Raw genomic sequence first — 17,542 nt, 5'->3', positions numbered from 1 at the left:
AGGCCGCCCGCGAGAAGCGAGAGCAGCGTGCGGCGCTCCATGGGCACCTACGGGGGCGACGCATATGAACGTCTGTCGCTGCGGTGCCGCGTTCGACCGTCGTCGCCGCTGCCGGTCGCGGCTCCGACCTCCAAAACAGCTATTTCGTCGGGGGTCAGTCGTTTCCACGAACCAGATGGGACTCGACAGTTTTCTCGGCGCGATTGACGCCGCGAGTCAGTCGCTTTCGGTGGTCAATCGCTCGGCTCCCGACCCCGTCCAGCGGATGCTCGAAACCACGTTTGCCGACCAGCCGGTCGATGTCGACGAACTGTCGGACGACGCGCACGGCGACGACGTGGTCGTGCTCACCGAGCAGACGCCCGAGGGACAGGAGGTCGTCGCGACCTCGCCGCTGGAGGAGGTGATGAACACCGTCCTCCTCGTGAACTCCGACCTCTACAAGACGGGCCAGGCGAACCTCGCCGAGTTCGAACTCCCGTCGGTGCTCACGCGACTCGACGACGTGCCGTTCTCGCTCCGCGGCTATCCCGAATCCGACAAGGAGAAACTGCTGCTCGTGGCGATTTCGCGGTACATCGAGCGGCACGCGTGGCGCGCCGGGCGACGGGCGACTCCGGTCGTCGTTCCAGCGGCTCTCCCGCATCGAAGACGAGCGCGGGACGCGAGCGGTCTACCAGAAGGTCGCGTCGACCGACGTACAGACCCACATTTACGGGATTCCCGACTGGACCCCGCCGTCTAACTCCGACCTCCTGACCCACGGCGGCTACACCGAGGACTTCTACGACTCGTGGTTCGTCGTCTACACGCCGCCGGAGGGTGGGCCGGTCGGAGCGGTCGAGTCGGACGACGGGACCGACAAGGAGACCCCGAGCGACGGGCGAGATATCGACGGTGTGAGCCCGGGCCAACCCGTCGCTCTCCTCGCGCTTGAGACCGAACCGAAGCGCTGGGAGGGCTACTGGACGTTCCGCCCGTCGCTCGTCGCCGACATCGACCGCTACATCTCGCGGAACATGTGAGGGTCGGACAGGCCGCCGACCGCCCGCCGCCGAAGCCAGACGAAGCCGCTTTACGCGCCCGTCCGATACGGGTATCCAATGAGTAAGCCGAGCCCCGAGGTCTACGAGCGGGGACGCGGGATGGACGCGCACAACAAGGTGATGCGCGACATCCGTTCGCGGAAGCAGAAGACCTACGACCCACACGAGCCCACGCGGGTGTGGATAGACCGAGGACAACACGCCCGACGGCGTCTACGACTCGCTGACGATTATTCTCAACACCGGCGGCTGCCGCGTGGGCGCGCGCCGGCGGCTGTACCATGTGCGGCTACGTCGCCGAATCCGTCGAGGGCGGCACCGTCGCCCACGAGGCGCTGATGGACCAGGTTCAGGTCTGTCTCGACCACGAGGCCGAGGAGATGGACGACGGCGAGAAAGCCGGTCTCATCAAGATTTACACCTCCGGCTCGTTCCTCGACGAGCGCGAGGTGCCCGCCGAGACCCGCGACGCCATCGCCGAGACGTTCGCCGACCGCGACCGCGTGGTCGTCGAGTCGCTGCCGGACTTCGTCACGCGCGAGAAGCTCGCCGACTTCACCGACCGCGGCCTCGAAACCGACGTGGCAGTCGGCCTCGAAACCGCCACCGACCGCGTCCGCCACGACTGCGTGAACAAGTACTTCGACTTCGCGGACTTCGAGGCCGCCTGCGAGGAGGCCGCCGCGGCCGGCGGCGGCGTCAAGGCGTACCTCCTGATGAAGCCGCCGTTCCTCTCGGAGCCCGAGGCGCTCGACGACATGAAGTCCTCCATCCGCCGGTGTGCGGCGGTCGACAACTGCCACACCGTCTCGATGAACCCGACGAACGTCCAGCGCTACACGATGGTCGACGAGCTGTTCTTCAACGGCGGTTATCGCCCGCCGTGGCTCTGGTCGGTCGCCGACGCGCTCCGCGAGACGGCCGACGTGGACGCCATCGTCGTCTCCGACCCCGTCGGCGGCGGCCAAGAGCGCGGCGCGCACAACTGCGGCGACTGCGACGAACTCGTGTTCAAGGCGGTCAAGGACTTCAACCTCCGACAGGACCCGAGCGTCTTCGACCAGGTGTCCTGCGACTGCGAGGCGACGTGGGAGTTCGTCCTCGACAACGAGACGAGCTACAACATGCCGCTGGTCAAGTAGACCGGCGCGTTCCGTCGCACCACTCGGGTTCGCGCCGCTCGCGCGGGCGAACGACTCTCGTCTCGGACCGGCCCGTCGCCCGCCGGAATCTCCGACCGTTCGTCCAGTATCTCGGCTCGTTTTCTCCGATTCTACCGCGTTAGGAGGTGCTATCGGAGAGTAACTGACCCCCTAACCGTCGGATAGGATATTCGTATCAAAGAGGGTGTGAGTCGTTGTCATATTCGGTGGTTCGGACGTGTCCATCCGAGCCGCCCGCCATCATGACGAAACACACGTACAAGACCGTCTACTACGCGGATGGGTGGTTCGAGATTCGCGAAGAGGAGAACGCCGAGGCGTGGATCGCCACGGACGCTCCCTGCGCTCTCGCCCCATAGCACGCGGTACGCGGGTCGGAAACCTCGACACTCCAACATCGCTCATCGTGTACGCCGCTACGTTCGCCAACCGACCCCGTGCCGCCCGCCACCGCGGCGGACGGTCTTTTTTATACACCTATCTCCTCGAAGCCAGCCAGCACACCCCGACCGTCGGTGTTGCCGAGTTGCGGTAGCGACGCCCGCTCGGGGTGCGGCATCAGCACCGCGACGGACTCGCTGTCGCCGAGGACGCCCGCGACGTTCCCGAGCGAGCCGTTGGGGTTCGCCTCGTCGGTGACGTTGCCGTCCTCGTCGCAGTAGCGGAACAGAATCCGGTCGTCGGCTTCGAGCGCCTCGTAGCGCTCGGCGTCGAGTTCGAAGCGACCCTCGCCGTGGGCGATGGGGAGTTCGATGACCTCGCCTTCCTCGTACGCCGCGGTCCAGCGCGTGTCGGCGTTCTCGACGCGGAGGTAGACGTGTTCGCACTGGAAGCGGGCGCTCGCGTTCGTCGTGAACGCGCCGGGGGTGAGCCCGGACTCACAGCCGATCTGCGCGCCGTTGCAGACGCCGAGGACGGGGACGCCGTCTTCGGCCGCCTCGCGGACCGACTTCATGATGGGCGAGCGGGCGGCCATCGCGCCGCCGCGGAGGTAGTCGCCGTACGAGAAGCCGCCGGGGAGCACGATGCCCGTCGTCTCCTCGGGGAGCGGGTCTTCGTGCCAGACGCGCTCGGCCTCGAAGCCGAGGTCGGAGAGCGCGCGCACGGCGTCGCGGTCGCAGTTCGAGCCGCCGAACTGCACGACTGCGATCATCTCAGGCCTCGGCGACCGCGACCTCGTAGTCGTGGATGGTCGGGTTCGCCAGCAAGCGTTCTGCCATCTCGTCGGCGCGGGCCTCGGCCTCGTCGGCGTCGGCCGCGTCGAGGTCCACCTCGTAGCGTTCGGTGAAGCGTAGCGCGTCGAGCTCGAACCCGAGTCGTTCCAGCGCGCGCTTCGTCGTCTCCGCCTCCGGGTCGAGCACGCCGCGCTTGAGGCGCACCGTCACCGTCGCGGTGTAAGTGGTCATCAAGTGGCGATGCGCGGTCATGTGCAAAAACGGTTTTGGGTCGTGTTTGATATACACAGATGTGCGTATCGTCGCCGAACCGGTGACGACGCTCCCGGAAACCGCGTTAGCTCGTGGATTCTGCGTGGTCTGTCCGTGAACTCTGCACCCGACCCCGCGTCTCCAATTCGGATGATTTGACAGAATCTATATTAATTATTTTCCAGCAGTTTAAAATAACGGCACCGTCTAGTTAGTGACCTCCTCAACCGGTGTTCGCCCATCGAGCGCTTGATGCGGTCTACTGAAAATTGTAGTATTGCACAAATTGTATGAACCATTCGCGGACGCTTCCGTGACTGCCCACCCACGAATTATGGAAGCGGTCGACTCGCATTTTGAGGGTGTGAAACCACTTTTCGATGAGGTTTCGCTCAACGTAGTCCAGCCGACCGCTCAATCCTAATCGAGAGAGGGCAGTCTGATAGCCGTAGCCATCAAGAGAAACACAGTGTCTGAGAGATCGTGTTTCTCGGAAAGTCGATGGAGAAACGCAGCAGCCGGGTCGGTACCATGTCGTCCAAACAATTCGACGTCAAGAATCAGCTTTGTCTCGATGTCTATTGCAGCGTACAACCAAGACCACTCGCCATTGATTTTGACAGCGGTCTCGTCGACCGCAACCCTCTTCGGCTTCGCCTCAGGCGGGTTGTGACCGCTGTCAGCCAGCCGATGTACCCATTGCCAAACCGCTTGGTGGGAGCGTTCAACGCCGAGTAATCGAAGAATTTCTTTTGTCTCTCTGAGTGAACAACCGGTCGCGTGGAGCTGGACGGCGAACGCCCTAACGGGCGTTGCCGTCCGCTCACGCTCCCAAGTTTCTTCTAAATCCACCGCAAAGCACTCGCTGAGCAGGTCTGCGAGCGTCATGACCAATTCACTCAATGACCTGCTCGTTCCTCAAACTGGCTTAACTAGACAGTGCCGTTAGTAGGAATTTCTCACCAGGCGAACAGTTAACTGAGACAACAGATGACTGTCTTGTATGAGTAGCTCACCATGGACTGCGAACTTCGCGACTGAAAAAAACAAATGTGCAGCCGACGTCCAACGCCTCCTCGAGAAGTACCCGCAGCCAGTCGTCTACGAAGTGATGAGCGAACTGCTCCGGCGAGAGATGCGTGAGCAGTTTGCTGGTGCGTACGCTGCGTCCCAACAGTCCGACGACTGATGGGTATTGGTGACGTACGAAACCCTCGCCAACGACTATTCAGAGAGATTGCGCCGTCCAGCGTCGATACAGTTCCAACAGGGAAGAGCTTCAGACAACTGTTCACACTCGCAGGGCAGGTCCGTTGTGCCGTCATCGCCGCGTGATGTTGACCCACCATCTGCGACGACACGCATCTGCACGGCGAGGTCGAGTAGTCGTGGGCGGATCGCGACTGCAACCCGATGTTTACACGGACCGTCACTACTTGCGTCAGCGGGACACGAACACGAATCGGGCACGCCATCCCGAATTCGAACGCGGTACTCGTGCGCGGTTGGGTCAGCATAGCTCTCGTTGCGAACACGGACATCGCCGTCAAGGAGTTCGAATGCAAACGCCTCGTACTGCGCTCGCTTGAGGACGCGCGTAGGTGGATCGAACTCTGGGAGTACAGGAATCATGGGAGCCAGCGCGCAATGCGCGCACCCCTTCGGGCGCATGAAGAACTACACTGCCGAACAGAGTGACAGGTGACACAGAATCAGGTAGGGTTGTTTTTAACGCTCCTGTCCTGACCGTTCTGCAGTCAATACAGGTTCGACACCGGCCAGGGGAGTCGTACTGAAAGACGTATTCAGAGTTGGCAGGGTCGCCCGATTTCTCGTTCGTACTGCGATTTAATTTGCTCGAACAAATCCTGGCCGAGCTCTGTCTGGAAGCGAGGCGCGGCGGTAGCAAAGAACTCGTCCAGATTCTCGAACTCGGCAAAGTGGTCGTTCGTCTCGGCCTCGTCGTACCGGCCTTGGCGCTCGTACTTGAGCGCCTGGAGGCAATTATCGATCAGATCCATGTCTTTGACGAACTGTGCGGTCGGGGTCTCACGGGCTTCATACTCTTCCCAGAGCGACAGCAGTTCGGTGTCCGCGAACGGTCCGACGAGATCGGTTACTGCGCTCCGTTCAGCCGACTCCTTTTCGGACGTGGAGATGGTCTGGCGTCCGTCTTCCGCGCGGGTTGCGATATCGCCCGTTCGAGCTTCGCCGAGGTCGTGAATGAGTGCCATCGTCACTGCTTTCTGAGGGTCAACCTCTTCCTGGTCGGCATAGAGCAGACAAAGCGACGCTGTCCCCCACGTGTGAGCTGCGACCGATTCAGGCGAGTCGATATTCCGAAGCACCCATCCCGTCCGAAGTTCGTCCTTCAGGTCGAACCATTCGAGCAAGGAGTCGAGTTCATCGGTCATCATATTGTGGAGAAGAGAAGTGGCCAGTTCAACTCATCGAGACTATTCCGTCGGGTCGCTGACAGTCAGTCAATAAATCCGCAGGAGCAGTGTGCCGAGTAATTCACCGCCGACCTGCGAAAACAACACCCTGTGAAGAGTTCTATACACCCTCTGTTACAGACAAAGCTACGTCTGACAAAGAGGCATCAACAAAGGTCGACAGCCGAACCACAGATGGGAGGCCTCAGACCGCGTCGAGTGTTGAGAGAATCTCTTCGGCCGTCCCGCTAATCCGACCCAGTCGCTCTTGGAGGACGTCTGTCTCCTCGCCCTGCCACGCCGCGAGATAGAACGCCGACCCACTCGTATCCAAGCCGAGATAGCGACCGACGACGTACGCGACGGCCTCCGCTTCGACCTCACGTTTCGTCCGCTCGGTCGCGTCGGTGATGTCAAAATGCAAAATCGCGTGGGCGTACTCGTGGATGATCGTTGACGCGAGGTCGGCACGGTTCGGCCGGTCCTTCACTTCCACGAGTGGGGTGAGGTCTTGGACACTCCGCGACTGGCAGACACCCTTCGCCTCCCCATGTCGCCACTCGTCGGGATCGACGATGCGGACGGTTACACCGAGGTCCGACGCAATGGTGGTGAGATCCTCGACGAGCGTGTCAGGCTCACCGGTCGCCGCCGTGTCCAGCTCTGGGAGTGGCTCGCCCTCGGTCTGCGAGATGTCGAAAACTGGTGCGGGTTTGAAGCCCACGAGACCCTCCGACCACTCTTCGGGAGGCGTCTCGTCGTACTCACACTCACTGTTTTCGTGGTAGCTCGGTGCATTCCCACACTCGGGACACTGGGTTGTGATGATCGGTGCCCAAATCCAGATCGCCGACTCGCCTTCCTCGACGTACCGGTCGAACTCTTCTTGCCACGTCCGGTAGCCCGCGACCTTCGTCGCCTCAGGGCATTGGAGATTGATGAGGAGGGTGTTGCGGTGGGAGTAATCATGGAACCGGCTCTGGACATCTAGCCACTCCTGGAACTGCTCGCTCGCCCGTGCGTCGTCGACGTCGGCAGCGAGATCTGCAAGCCACTGTTCGATCATGCGATGCATCTCATCGTGTCGGGTGTCGGTCTCGTCGAACGACACCGACGGGGAACTCGTTGTTGCCATTGCTTTCAGTTCTGATGCGTCCCTCTAGGACGCGCCGCACCCCTCTGGGGCGCACAAAAACAGGCGGGACGACCTACTGGTCGGTGTCCTCGCGCTCGAGGCTGCGAAGGTACTGTCGACACTCGCCGAACGGACCGCTCGCAGTCGCTTCGCCGGTCATGAGGTGGCGGACCCATTCAATCGCCCAGCAGTACGCGGGATCGGTCTCACCTGTGCCGTGGATGTACCACCAGCGAGCCGCTTTGAGAACGACCAGTGGGTTCGTCGGCGGCCGTTCGCTCAGGAGATCCCACGTTATCGACTCAATTTCATCGGGAACGTCGGCTCGGGAGAGGTCGGTGCTATGCACGAGTTCGAGATCAACTGGAATCTCGTCGATCGAGACGTCTGACTCTGTCTGTTGGTGACTCATGGAGATCACGTCACACGGACTGTGTCTTCAGCCCGCACCCATCACGGGCACAAAAAATCTCGATGTCGCGCGGGTACCGAGGAGTCTCTCGATCGACACTATGCGAGGTGCGACACCGCCTCGGGTTCGGATTCGTCAGCGAACTCGTTGCGCTCGACTGGCGTCCAGTCTTCGGTCGTGGTTGGTGCCCACCAATCGACGTGGTAGTCACCCGGCGCACCGAGAATCTTAACTTGTGCTTCATCGTCGGGAAGCGGCCGGCGGAGTTTCTCCTCAACGTGGAGATTCCACGTCGTCGTCGCATCGAATGTGATGATGACCGCCTCATCGTAGCCACGCGACTCAGGCGACTCACGGCACGTCACGCTGGTATTGCACTCTGTGCAGAACACCCCCTCGAAAGGAATGTGCGTGAACGCCGCGGTGCCACACACCGGACACCACAGAAACTCGAACAGCGCCTCGTCGTGGCGGAACACGCGCTCGAGACTCATCGATCATTCACCACCGGAGCAGGTATCACGAGCGGGTGGTGTGAGGAGTGAGACAACTCGGCTGCTGACGTTGGAATCAACATCTGTTACTGCGCCTCCGCCCCTTTGGGCGGCGCAAAAACAACGTCAAGCAACATACCTGCTGAACGCGCAATAGAGCTGAATGAGGTACCCTGTCGTAGGAGTTAGGTAATCCGTCGACTGTGAGGTTGCAAGTCCACGAATACAATCGTGAAAGTGAGAGGGAGAGAGTACATTTCGTCTGTCTTCCTGTGGTGATTGCAGAGTAGTATCCCAATATGAGTCCGGTGCGACACACCACAGGAAGATTTACTCTGTGTCTACTGCTAACTCCGCGAGAACGTCATCGTGTGAAGTCGTTCGAATGCGCTCGACAAACGCACGCGCAGCAGCGTCAGTTGCAAACACCGATGGCATCGTAGCCGACGCTCCCACCGAACACAGCCCACTCATCGGTTACCACGCCGCCGGACAGCGGCGTGAACTCGACGCGATAGCTGTCAGCCGCGTCGTCGACGACGATTCGAACAGCGGTACCACGATCAGAAAGCGTCTCTCTCAGGAGCGTCATTGGGCACAGCGTCGACTCAGTAATGAACATCAGCGGGAACGATCCACAGATGGTCGTTCGACCCGACAAGCTGCTCAAGCCGCTCGCGATGCCGAACGCCGTCAGCGAACTCGTCGTAGAGGTACACCGCCGGTCCACGGTACGCCCCGAGATTGTGGCACGCATGCCTGACGAGGTCCTCATCGCGCATGATCGCCGCAGCGTCAAGGTCGTCAACGCCCTCTCGAATACGCTCGAGATTCCGCTCGAACTCACGAGTGGTCGCCTGCCAGCCGCGCTCAAGCAGTTCTTGGCCGTCCTCCGAGGCAACGGGGACTGCAATTGGGAGGTCACCCCAGCGGGCGCTGCCGGCGACCGTTGTTGAATCGTCATCGAACGTCACATAGTAATCGAACACCGCTTCGGCCTGCGGGGCGGCCCCCACAAGTTGATCGAACACGTCGGCGGCTCGCGAGAGGGCTTGGTCTGTTGTCGATGCGGTCACAAGAGCGTAGATTACCTGGTGCATTCGTCGTCACCTCGCCAACTCAGGAGTCGAAGTCTGTCCGACCCCCTGCGCCGGCGCCCATCGCTGGCGCACACAAACACAACCCACCACGACACACCAGAAATTACGAGTACGGGTGCTCTTGGGTCCCTATACAGTAGAACCCAATTTCACGGGTGACTGTTGCACGTGACAATGTTGTTTACTAACCAGTAGTACGCCACGGTATTCCTCAAGTGAGCTGACAACGTCGTCGACGCGATGCAACAACAGCCGGTAAAATCGTGGACTACTGTAGAGGATACATCACATTGACTCTGCTGAATCCACAGTCGCTGATAAATCGGTGAAACCATGCTAAACTCAGGGTGCAAGTCGGTCCCCGGTATAATATCCGCCTGAGAGCGCTGAGTCGCTCAAAATATATGCAGACTTAACGCCATCGGCTCGTCATTTTCCGATGATATTTCTCAACCCGTGCTGAATACAGAGCGCATGTCTCGCAGGTGATCCACACTACGTCACCGTCTATATCGGTAGACTATTAGTCGTTCCTCAGATACGCCCGCTATGGCAGCCGTACCAACATCGCCGCTCTTCCTCCTCTATGTTGGTACCTTCGCTGTAGCCGCCCTCGCCTGTTTTGCAAGCCTCACACGCCTCCACCAAATCACCGACTCCGACACGCGACGCGGCCTGTGGGCACTCCTCCTAACTAGTGGTAGCTGGGCGACCGCACAGGTCGGCTTTCTTGTTTCCCCCACGCCGGTCCTCAAACTCGGCTGGTATACGCTCGGACTGGTGGTAGGTCTCGCCGCTGTCGGAGCTTGGCTCTACTTCTGTTCTGCATACACCGGTCGAACCTACCACCACAACCCGACGTATCGCCGCCTCGCAGTCGGCGTCTACGTCGTCCTCGTCGCGGTGAAAATCACCAACCCTCTCCACCACGAATACTTCACAACCACCGCCGTCACCACCCCCTTCCCCCATCTCTCCGTGGCTACCGGGCCACTCCACTGGACCGCGATGGCTTTCTCGTACGCACTCGCCTTCGTCGGCTACTTCATGCTCCTAGAACTGTTTACCCAAATCGACTATGACACACGCCCACTCTTCGCACTCGTCGGAATCACGGGCCTCCCAGTCGTGCTAGATATTATTGGGTACACCACGTCCTACCTCATTGACATCACCTACGAGCCTCTGGGAGTCGCTGTGTTCGCCGTCGGTGTTGCGTTTGTCTATATCGACCAGTTTGATGCCGTCCAACTGGCCGGCGAGCGGGACGAACCCATCATCGCACTCGATGCGGACAACCACATCCGGGATACGAACCACGCGGCGCGGACCGTATTCCCCACGCTCAACGGTGCTGAGGGGGCTCAATTGGAGCAGGCACTCCCGCATGTGGCTGCCTGTCTCAACAGCGACGACCCAATTCTGCCGGTCCAACAGTCGGATTTTACACGCTATTACCGGGTGACTGAGACGCCGTATGGGACAGTGAAGTCGGGGCTCGGTCAAACCATCGTCCTCACCGACGTGACCGAGCGTGAGCGGTACCGTGAGGAATTAGAACGGCAGAACGAACGCCTCGACCAGTTCGCTAGTCTAGTGAGCCATGACCTCCGCAATCCACTCAACGTGGCCACAGGCCAGTTCGAGTTACTGTGCGAGGAACTATGCGTAGCGGAAGAAAATGAGCATGCAGTAGCTGTCGAGCGAGCATTTGACCGGATGGATGACCTGATTGGCCAAATCCTCACGCTTGCCCGCGAGGGACGACCGGTTGAGCAGTGGGACGCTGTGTTACTTTCATCGGTTGCAACGGAGAGTTGGGGGATGGTTGAGACAGCCACCGCCGACTTACGTGTGGCTGACGACGTAGAGTTCAAGGCAGATACGGCACGGCTACAGCGACTGTTCGAGAACCTGTTTCGGAATGCCCTTGACCACGGTGGGCCCGATGTGACCGTTACGGTGGGGGTGCTTCCTGATCGAGGGGGGTTTTACGTGGCGGATGATGGGCCCGGTATCCCCGTTGTGGACCGTGATTCGGTGTTTGAGCCGGGGTATACGACGCGAAAGGGTGGGACCGGGTTTGGGCTTGCTATTGTCGCCGAGATGGTCGCTGCCCATGGGTGGACAGTACAGGTGACCGAGAGTGACACTGGCGGTGCTCGCTTCGAGATTCTCGGTATCGAAACCGTGGCGTGAAACAACTGGCAGCCCCAGACCGCGCCACTGCTAACCACAGCAGTCCTACTCACCGTTAGTTCAGGAGGGTGAGATCGAATAAACGAGCCTTCTGTGATGAATGCACCCTCTCTATGTCACACGATTTCTGTTAGCTCTAAGGAACGCAACGGATCCCTCTGAACCGTCTCCGTACCAATATCAGGTATCTGGATCAGGTCCGTACTGCGGTGTCCGACACACGGAACACTGCCAGACAGGCTCACCAGCCCACACTGCGGGTGGACTGTCGTCGCGTGAGTCGAACCGGTGCGGTGTCTGCTTACCACACGACTGACAGCGGAGCAGTTGCCGTGTTGGTGAGGTAGACGTCGGCTGTGACGGCGACGTGTCGACAGACGCTCGTCGAAGCGCAATCGCTGGAACAACCCACGTCTCCGAGTCAGCGAGTAACTGTTCACGCCGCGTCCGGTCGGTGATCTGCATTCCAGCAGCGTCGTACCATCTCGAAAAAGAACTCTCCGTCGAAGGAGAAGCGGACCACAGCGAGACTGACCGTGCTTTCGCTACGAACCCACTCGCACGCGATCCAGTCGCTGGGACAACATCCGGGAGGTGGCCCCATCGCGTTCGAAGTGGCTCCGCGATCGGCTGTTCGAGCGCTGCAACAGGTGTACACTCGTCGATAGGGGATGAGTGGGAACGCTGCAGTAATCGTGTGGCTGCAGTCCCTTTTGCGAGTGCACCCCGCGATGACTGTGACGTAACGAGCAGGCAGATGATGCCATGGAGTGATTGCTCGCGGGGCTCTGAGGCGCTGTCAGAGGCCGAAATACCTTGTTCGAGGCAGAACCGACACTGGCTCTGGGTCCGATGGATGGCCCGCTCACAGGTCTGACAGATGTCCGTGTCCAGATCGTCACCAGCAGGGTAGTCATGCTCTGGAATCACGTCGCCGTGCTCGGCGTGGTCGGGTTCCAGCTGTACGTCGGGAATCTGCGTCGCTTCGCCATACGGTCGAAATTCCGCGGTCGGATCACGGTAGGGCGGCATACCGCGTCGTGGCTGTACCTTCCCATATAAACGTTCGTCCAGCGAGGCCGCTCTGAAACCCGGCCGATGGCCAACAAGCGTTTATGTATTCTGAAACTAGCCATGGGCAGCAAAATGTACGATTTGACCGGGTTCCAACGCGACCTGCTGTATGTCACCGCCGGCTTGGACGAGCCGCACGGACTCGCAATCAAAGACCAACTGGAAGACTACTACGAAACCGAGATCCACCACGGTCGGCTGTATCCCAACCTCGATACGCTCGTCGAGAAAGGCCTCCTCGACAAAGGCGAAAAGGACCGCCGAACGAACGTCTACGCGATCACCGCTCGCGGTCGCCGGGAAATCGAAGCCCGCGACGACTGGGAACAGCAGTATACCAGCGAGATCACAACCTGACTGCTACGACGAGACGAGTCCGTGAGTAGAGCCAGCGCCAAATCATTGTTCAGACTTTGTTGAACCCTCTCGAAGTCTGGCGATTTACTGAAGACCGAGTTCCCAAATCCGTAGGAACCTGTGGAAAGACCGCCTCACCTCAATGTCAACGCTGAAGGATTCAACAGAGCTGCTGGTTTAAAAATCGCCGCTCGTAACCAGTCGGTAGACTTGATTAAGGTAAGTCGGTTACAGCCCTGCCGTCACGTCAGCTTTAGTCACGGATTAGGATGACACCGCTCGATTGCAGCATGGACTGCGTCGCGACGGCCAACGAATGTGAGATGGTCCCCACGTTGGAGCGTTAACTCGGGAGTGGGGATTTGAGAATTACCGCTCCGGCTGACGAGCGCAATTAGCACTCCATCTGGAAGGTATTCATCGAGCTCCTTGATGGACTTCCCTACTAATCGGTCTGATGTGACCTCAATTTCTTGTACGTCACCGGAACGGCCGAGTTCTGTCATCCACTCCGACAGTGCTGGCCGTTCGATGGCGTTGTCCATCTCGTGAGCGATCGCGTCGTTCGCCGAGATCGCTCGGACTCCCAGTTCCTCAAACGCTTCCACGTTGCCCGGTGTGTTTACTCGAGCGATCACCGTTTCGACATCGTAGTTCGTGTTCGTAAGCTGTGCAATGAGGAGGTTCGCGTCATCGTTCGCTGTGGCCGCGGCCACAATCTTGGCATTCTCGATTCCTGCTGCCTGGAGTACGCTAGTGTCAGTCCCATCACCCTGATGAGCACTGAATCCTGCATTGCGTGCTGTTTCCACGGCATCTTCTTCCTTATCGACGATGACGACGTTTTCACCTCGATCCTCCAGTCGTTCGGCGAGGCCGCGACCGACGCGCCCTCCGCCAACAATGATTACACGCATGGGAAGTACGTTGAGTGCTTGTGCGATGTGGCGAGCAAAACCACCCTCGAAAACGACTGTCATGAGTATAACTAAAAATACCGACCCGACGAGAACAGTGGCCTGCTCTGGACTCGTCGAGCGAAGTTCGAGTGCAAATAGTGTCGCAACGCTGGCTGGAATAATTCCACGGGGGCCAACAGCGCTCATGAACAACTGCTCGCGAAACGTGAATCGCTCTCCATAGGTACAGAACAACACGGCAATAGGGCGAATCACGAGGGTCACAACCACGACGACGAGTATCCCACCCAGCCCGAGCGAAACGAGTTCGCTGAAGGATAACAACGTCGCGAGTGAGATAAACACGAAAGAGAGGACAATCAGTGTGATATCTCCTTTGAATGCCTCAATTTCGTCTTCGTGCGGAAGGTCTGAATTCCCAAGGATGAGGCCTGCAGCGGCGACAGCCGCGATTCCAGCTTCCGGTGCGATTGCTTCTGCGAGACCATACGTTGCAATTGCACCGATGAGGACGACCAGCCGCGCATTCTGTACGGCATTCGAGGGCGTCAAATCGAGATGTTTGAGGAGATACCAGATGACTGCGGCTGTGACTCCCCCTACTAGAACGCCAACTCCGAGTCGAGCCACGAACGACTCGAGGAGGGCCGTAAGTCCCGTGTCACCCAATACAGCAAGGTCAAAGATGACAACGGCGAGAATCGCGGCCGTCACGTCGTTCACAATTCCTTCCGTTTCGAGAGCTGCTCCGACTTGGTCGCGAACTGAGATTACGTTTAAGATCGGTGTGATTACTGTTGGTCCGGTTGCAATAAGGAGCGCGCCGACAAGAAACGAGAGCGACCATGGTACACCTAAGGCGAATCGAACGACAGTAGCCGTAGCGACAAACGTGAAAAGCGCGCCTATAGTAACCAGTCGGAACGCTTCACGTGGGGCTTGCTGGAGTTTGTCAATTTTAAGATGAAATGCGCCTTCGAAGACGATAATCGCGACTGATATGCCGACGATACCGGAGAGCGGTTCTGGGCCACCGAACGAGTCAAGACCCACTAGGTTCAGACCCTCAGGCCCAACAGCAATGCCTGCGAGGATCAAGAAGAGAACACTCGGTATCGAGAGCCGATCGGCTAACATCTGAGCAACGACACCGAGCCCAAGGATGATTACTACAAGTGGAATGATCCCAGACCCAGCAGTCACGATTCAAACACCAAGTCGACGTTACTGATGGGAGGGTTAAATAAAAGGGGACTCTGGCAACGAGCCGATCGCAAGCGGAGTATCTCCATTCAAAGTGATACTGACCTGGATTGGAGATCACTCAATGGAGATACGAACCAGAAATGTGAGCAAAAACAGAGCTAACCCCAGATATCCGATGAGATTTCCAACATCGGTCAGTACCGTGTGATTCTGTGCGAAAGAAAGGATGACTACCCCAATCAGAATACAGACCAGTCCTGCCAGCATGATGGGCCGTATCCATCGATGGGTTGGCTCAATTTGCTGCGTAGGTTTGCTCATTATTGAAATATTAGGTGCCGTGTGTAAAACATGATTGTCGGGTCAGAACGAGTCCAGCAGAAACGCAAGACTGGGCGGGAGAAGAAACCGTAATGCAGTCGCTCCAGATCCGAGCCCGACGTAGCTCATTAAGACGACGAATTGCGACCGGTCATCTTCGAAACCGGTGAGAAAATGATATAAAATGAGCGACACCGTCGCTTGCACGACGAACAAGGATACGAGAGTACCTGTCAGGTAGAACCCTGGATCTCTCGTCACGGAGAGAAAATTTGGTGGGGCCCATGTGCTCTTGACTACTGTAAGACCCCAACCAATCCCGACATAGCCAATAAAGAGAGTAGTGCTGACGAGCATTCCACGGGAGCCCCAGATAGCCGACCACCGTAGCCACCACTCAAGGACTCCAACAATACGAGCACGCGTCGAACGCGGGGGGATTTCACTGTCCATTTGTTGTTTTGTAGGGTCGTCACCCCCGGGTCCCCTGATACAAAACATACGCCACGAACACGGCAATATACGCGACGGCAATGCTCTCAGTTATGAATGACCGACCGAGGATAACGACCAACCCGATAACGAGTGGCCCAAAGAGCAGTAACGAGTCAAAGATTCGGTTATCCGCACCGGCCTCAAACACGTAGGAAATGAATGGGAGCTCACCCAATTTCATGAATACATGCCTCCACGTTGGAAGATACTTCGGAGCATCACGAGAACTGGAATGATTTCGAGCCGCCCGATCCACATATTGAAGAGGAATGTGACTTTTCCAATTGTGGGAAGCGACTCTGGTCCCGTAATTCCCGATGAGAGTCCTACGTTCCCCTGTGCGCTAGCAACCTCAAACACGACATTAGCGAGCGAGTACTCTGCAGGTGGAAGCGTGAGTAGCAAGACGAAAGTACCGACAACAAGGAACGTAATCCAGAGAACGACAATAATAGCCGCCTCCATGAATTCCCGACTGGCCTCTTCTTCATTCAGTCGACGTCCATTGATGTTCAGTCGCCGGACCGCAGTTTCGGGATAACAGACATCCGCGATGTAATACCGGATTCCTTTCGAGAGTGTCAATCCGCGAATAAGCTTGATACCTCCTGCGGTAGATCCTGCTGCACCCCCGACGAACATCCCAAACGTGACTGTGAGTTGAGCGTACGACGGCCACCGCCCGAGGGCGACGTTGGTCGAATCTACAGCGGTCTGAAACCCGGTACAAGTAGCCGCCGAGACGAACTGAAACAGACCGTATCGTAGGGCAGCAAATGGCGTCTGATACGGTCCTCCGAAGTACAGGAAGCCCCACAGGAGGGCAGATCCGAGACCCATGTAGCCGAACACCCACCGAGTCTGGAGGTCGGTGTAGAAATTCCGAAGGTCCCCCTGAAGGATAAGGTAATGGACCGGGAACGCGATGCTTCCCAGCAGCATAATCGGAATCAATACGAAATCGATCGCGACGCTGTCGTAGGTCGCAATCGAGTTGTCGGTGATCGAGAAGCCACCAGTCGCGAGGCCGGTCATCGCGTGATTGATCGCACCCCAAATCGGCATTCCAGCCAACCACAGTGCGAGAATGGAGACAAACGTGAATAAGATGAAAATCCACCAGATGGTCCGGACGGTCGAAACGATGCTTGGGTGAATCTTCTCGGAACGAGCCTCGCTTTCATATAGTGTCAGCGACCCGCTGCCAGGGCGCGAAAGAACCGCCGTCGTCAAAACGATAACACCGACACCGCCGACCCATTCGGTGAAGGTTCGCCACCACTGAAGTGTGCGTGGCAGTACCTCTTCATTGTCTGTCATGGTGAGACCAGTCCCGGTGAATCCACTCATGCTCTCGAAAATGGCATTAAGTGGGTCAGTAAACGCTGCAAGCGTCGCTGTTTGAGCGGGGCCAAAGCCTGGGATACCGAGCTGAACACTCCACGCAATCAGGAGAAATGGGAGCGAGCCGAAGACGCCTACCGAAGCCCAACCCAATGCAGCAACAATCATTCCGTGGAGCCGACTGGGAGCATCAGCTTCTCTGAATGTTTGATACAAGATATGACCGGCCACCAATGGAACCGCTGCCGAGATGAGGAGTGCGGGAAGTGCATAATACTCTCTCCAGACGACCGGAACGACAAGCGAGACGCACATCAGCCCACCGAGTGCTTCCAAGATACGCCCGAGGTCTCGTCCGACTGTTGCAACGGACCTGTTCATAGCTTATCGATCTCTCCTTAGCAAGACAGACGA

The 17,542-nt window shown here is 58.4% G+C and carries 13 protein-coding genes and 4 pseudogenes; 5 read left to right on the top strand and 12 right to left on the bottom strand.

The features are described 5' to 3' along the window. Window positions 1-175: 175 nt before the first annotated feature. Window positions 176-1,025: pseudogene (locus ATB1_RS03995) on the top strand (histidine kinase). 78 nt (window positions 1,026-1,103) lie between these two features. Further along, window positions 1,104-2,188: pseudogene (locus tag ATB1_RS03990) on the top strand (archaeosine biosynthesis radical SAM protein RaSEA). A 490-nt stretch (window positions 2,189-2,678) separates the two neighbouring features. Here ATB1_RS03990 and purQ read toward each other — a convergent pair. From purQ to ATB1_RS03975, 3 genes and pseudogenes are all read right to left on the bottom strand, one after another. Then, window positions 2,679-3,362, bottom strand: a complete 684-nt coding sequence (gene purQ / locus ATB1_RS03985) for a phosphoribosylformylglycinamidine synthase I (protein WP_042662374.1) — start codon at window positions 3,360-3,362, stop codon at window positions 2,679-2,681. Window position 3,363: 1 nt separating this feature from the next. Beyond that, on the bottom strand, window positions 3,364-3,615 hold the full coding sequence (gene purS, locus ATB1_RS03980) for a phosphoribosylformylglycinamidine synthase subunit PurS (protein ID WP_004969187.1): 252 nt from the start codon (window positions 3,613-3,615) through the stop codon (window positions 3,364-3,366). Between the two features lie 228 nt (window positions 3,616-3,843). Further along, window positions 3,844-4,524 (bottom strand): annotated as a pseudogene (locus ATB1_RS03975) (IS6 family transposase). 115 nt (window positions 4,525-4,639) lie between these two features. Between ATB1_RS03975 and ATB1_RS03970 the strand changes: the two are divergent. Then, entirely contained in the window at window positions 4,640-4,825 is a 186-nt protein-coding gene (locus tag ATB1_RS03970; RefSeq protein WP_042662373.1) for a hypothetical protein, read from the top strand. Between the two features lie 35 nt (window positions 4,826-4,860). Here ATB1_RS03970 and ATB1_RS20245 read toward each other — a convergent pair whose 3' ends face one another. The 7 genes and pseudogenes from ATB1_RS20245 to ATB1_RS03935 all read right to left on the bottom strand — a co-directional run bounded on the left by ATB1_RS20245 (window position 4,861) and on the right by ATB1_RS03935 (window position 9,212). Continuing rightward, a complete protein-coding gene (locus tag ATB1_RS20245; protein WP_082256262.1) occupies window positions 4,861-5,268 on the bottom strand; it encodes an SWIM zinc finger family protein in 408 nt (135 codons plus the stop codon). A 173-nt stretch (window positions 5,269-5,441) separates the two neighbouring features. Further along, window positions 5,442-6,053, bottom strand: coding sequence for an HD family hydrolase (locus tag ATB1_RS03960; RefSeq protein ID WP_042662371.1), 612 nt, complete (start codon window positions 6,051-6,053; stop codon window positions 5,442-5,444). Window positions 6,054-6,276: 223 nt separating this feature from the next. Further along, window positions 6,277-7,206: a hypothetical protein gene (locus tag ATB1_RS03955; RefSeq protein WP_042662370.1), complete on the bottom strand. Its 930-nt coding sequence runs from the start codon at window positions 7,204-7,206 to the stop codon at window positions 6,277-6,279. Window positions 7,207-7,279: 73 nt separating this feature from the next. Then, complete coding sequence (locus ATB1_RS03950) at window positions 7,280-7,618, bottom strand: hypothetical protein (protein ID WP_042662369.1); 339 nt, start codon at window positions 7,616-7,618, stop codon at window positions 7,280-7,282. A gap of 98 nt (window positions 7,619-7,716) precedes the next feature. Further along, window positions 7,717-8,112, bottom strand: coding sequence for a hypothetical protein (locus tag ATB1_RS03945; protein WP_042662368.1), 396 nt, complete (start codon window positions 8,110-8,112; stop codon window positions 7,717-7,719). Window positions 8,113-8,442: 330 nt separating this feature from the next. Then, window positions 8,443-8,704, bottom strand: a pseudogene (locus tag ATB1_RS03940) (hypothetical protein). A gap of 16 nt (window positions 8,705-8,720) precedes the next feature. Continuing rightward, window positions 8,721-9,212, bottom strand: a complete 492-nt coding sequence (locus tag ATB1_RS03935; protein ID WP_042662367.1) for a hypothetical protein — start codon at window positions 9,210-9,212, stop codon at window positions 8,721-8,723. 549 nt (window positions 9,213-9,761) lie between these two features. On the opposite strand from ATB1_RS03935, the gene ATB1_RS03930 reads away from it, so the two are divergent. Next, on the top strand, window positions 9,762-11,411 hold the full coding sequence (locus ATB1_RS03930) for a sensor histidine kinase (protein WP_042662366.1): 1,650 nt from the start codon (window positions 9,762-9,764) through the stop codon (window positions 11,409-11,411). Between the two features lie 1,146 nt (window positions 11,412-12,557). Continuing rightward, window positions 12,558-12,842, top strand: a complete 285-nt coding sequence (locus ATB1_RS03920) for a PadR family transcriptional regulator (protein ID WP_007273882.1) — start codon at window positions 12,558-12,560, stop codon at window positions 12,840-12,842. 257 nt (window positions 12,843-13,099) lie between these two features. Here ATB1_RS03920 and ATB1_RS03915 read toward each other — a convergent pair whose 3' ends face one another. Both ATB1_RS03915 and ATB1_RS03900 read right to left on the bottom strand, forming a co-directional pair. Then, a complete protein-coding gene (locus tag ATB1_RS03915; protein WP_241768034.1) occupies window positions 13,100-14,899 on the bottom strand; it encodes a cation:proton antiporter in 1,800 nt (599 codons plus the stop codon). Between the two features lie 1,062 nt (window positions 14,900-15,961). After that, window positions 15,962-17,509, bottom strand: a complete 1,548-nt coding sequence (locus ATB1_RS03900; RefSeq protein WP_042662361.1) for a TrkH family potassium uptake protein — start codon at window positions 17,507-17,509, stop codon at window positions 15,962-15,964. Window positions 17,510-17,542: the final 33 nt, after the last annotated feature.

The organism is Haloferax sp. ATB1, assembly GCF_000730175.1.
The sequence above is the reverse complement of the archived record's forward strand: the minus strand, read 5'-3'. Positions and strand labels throughout refer to the sequence as shown.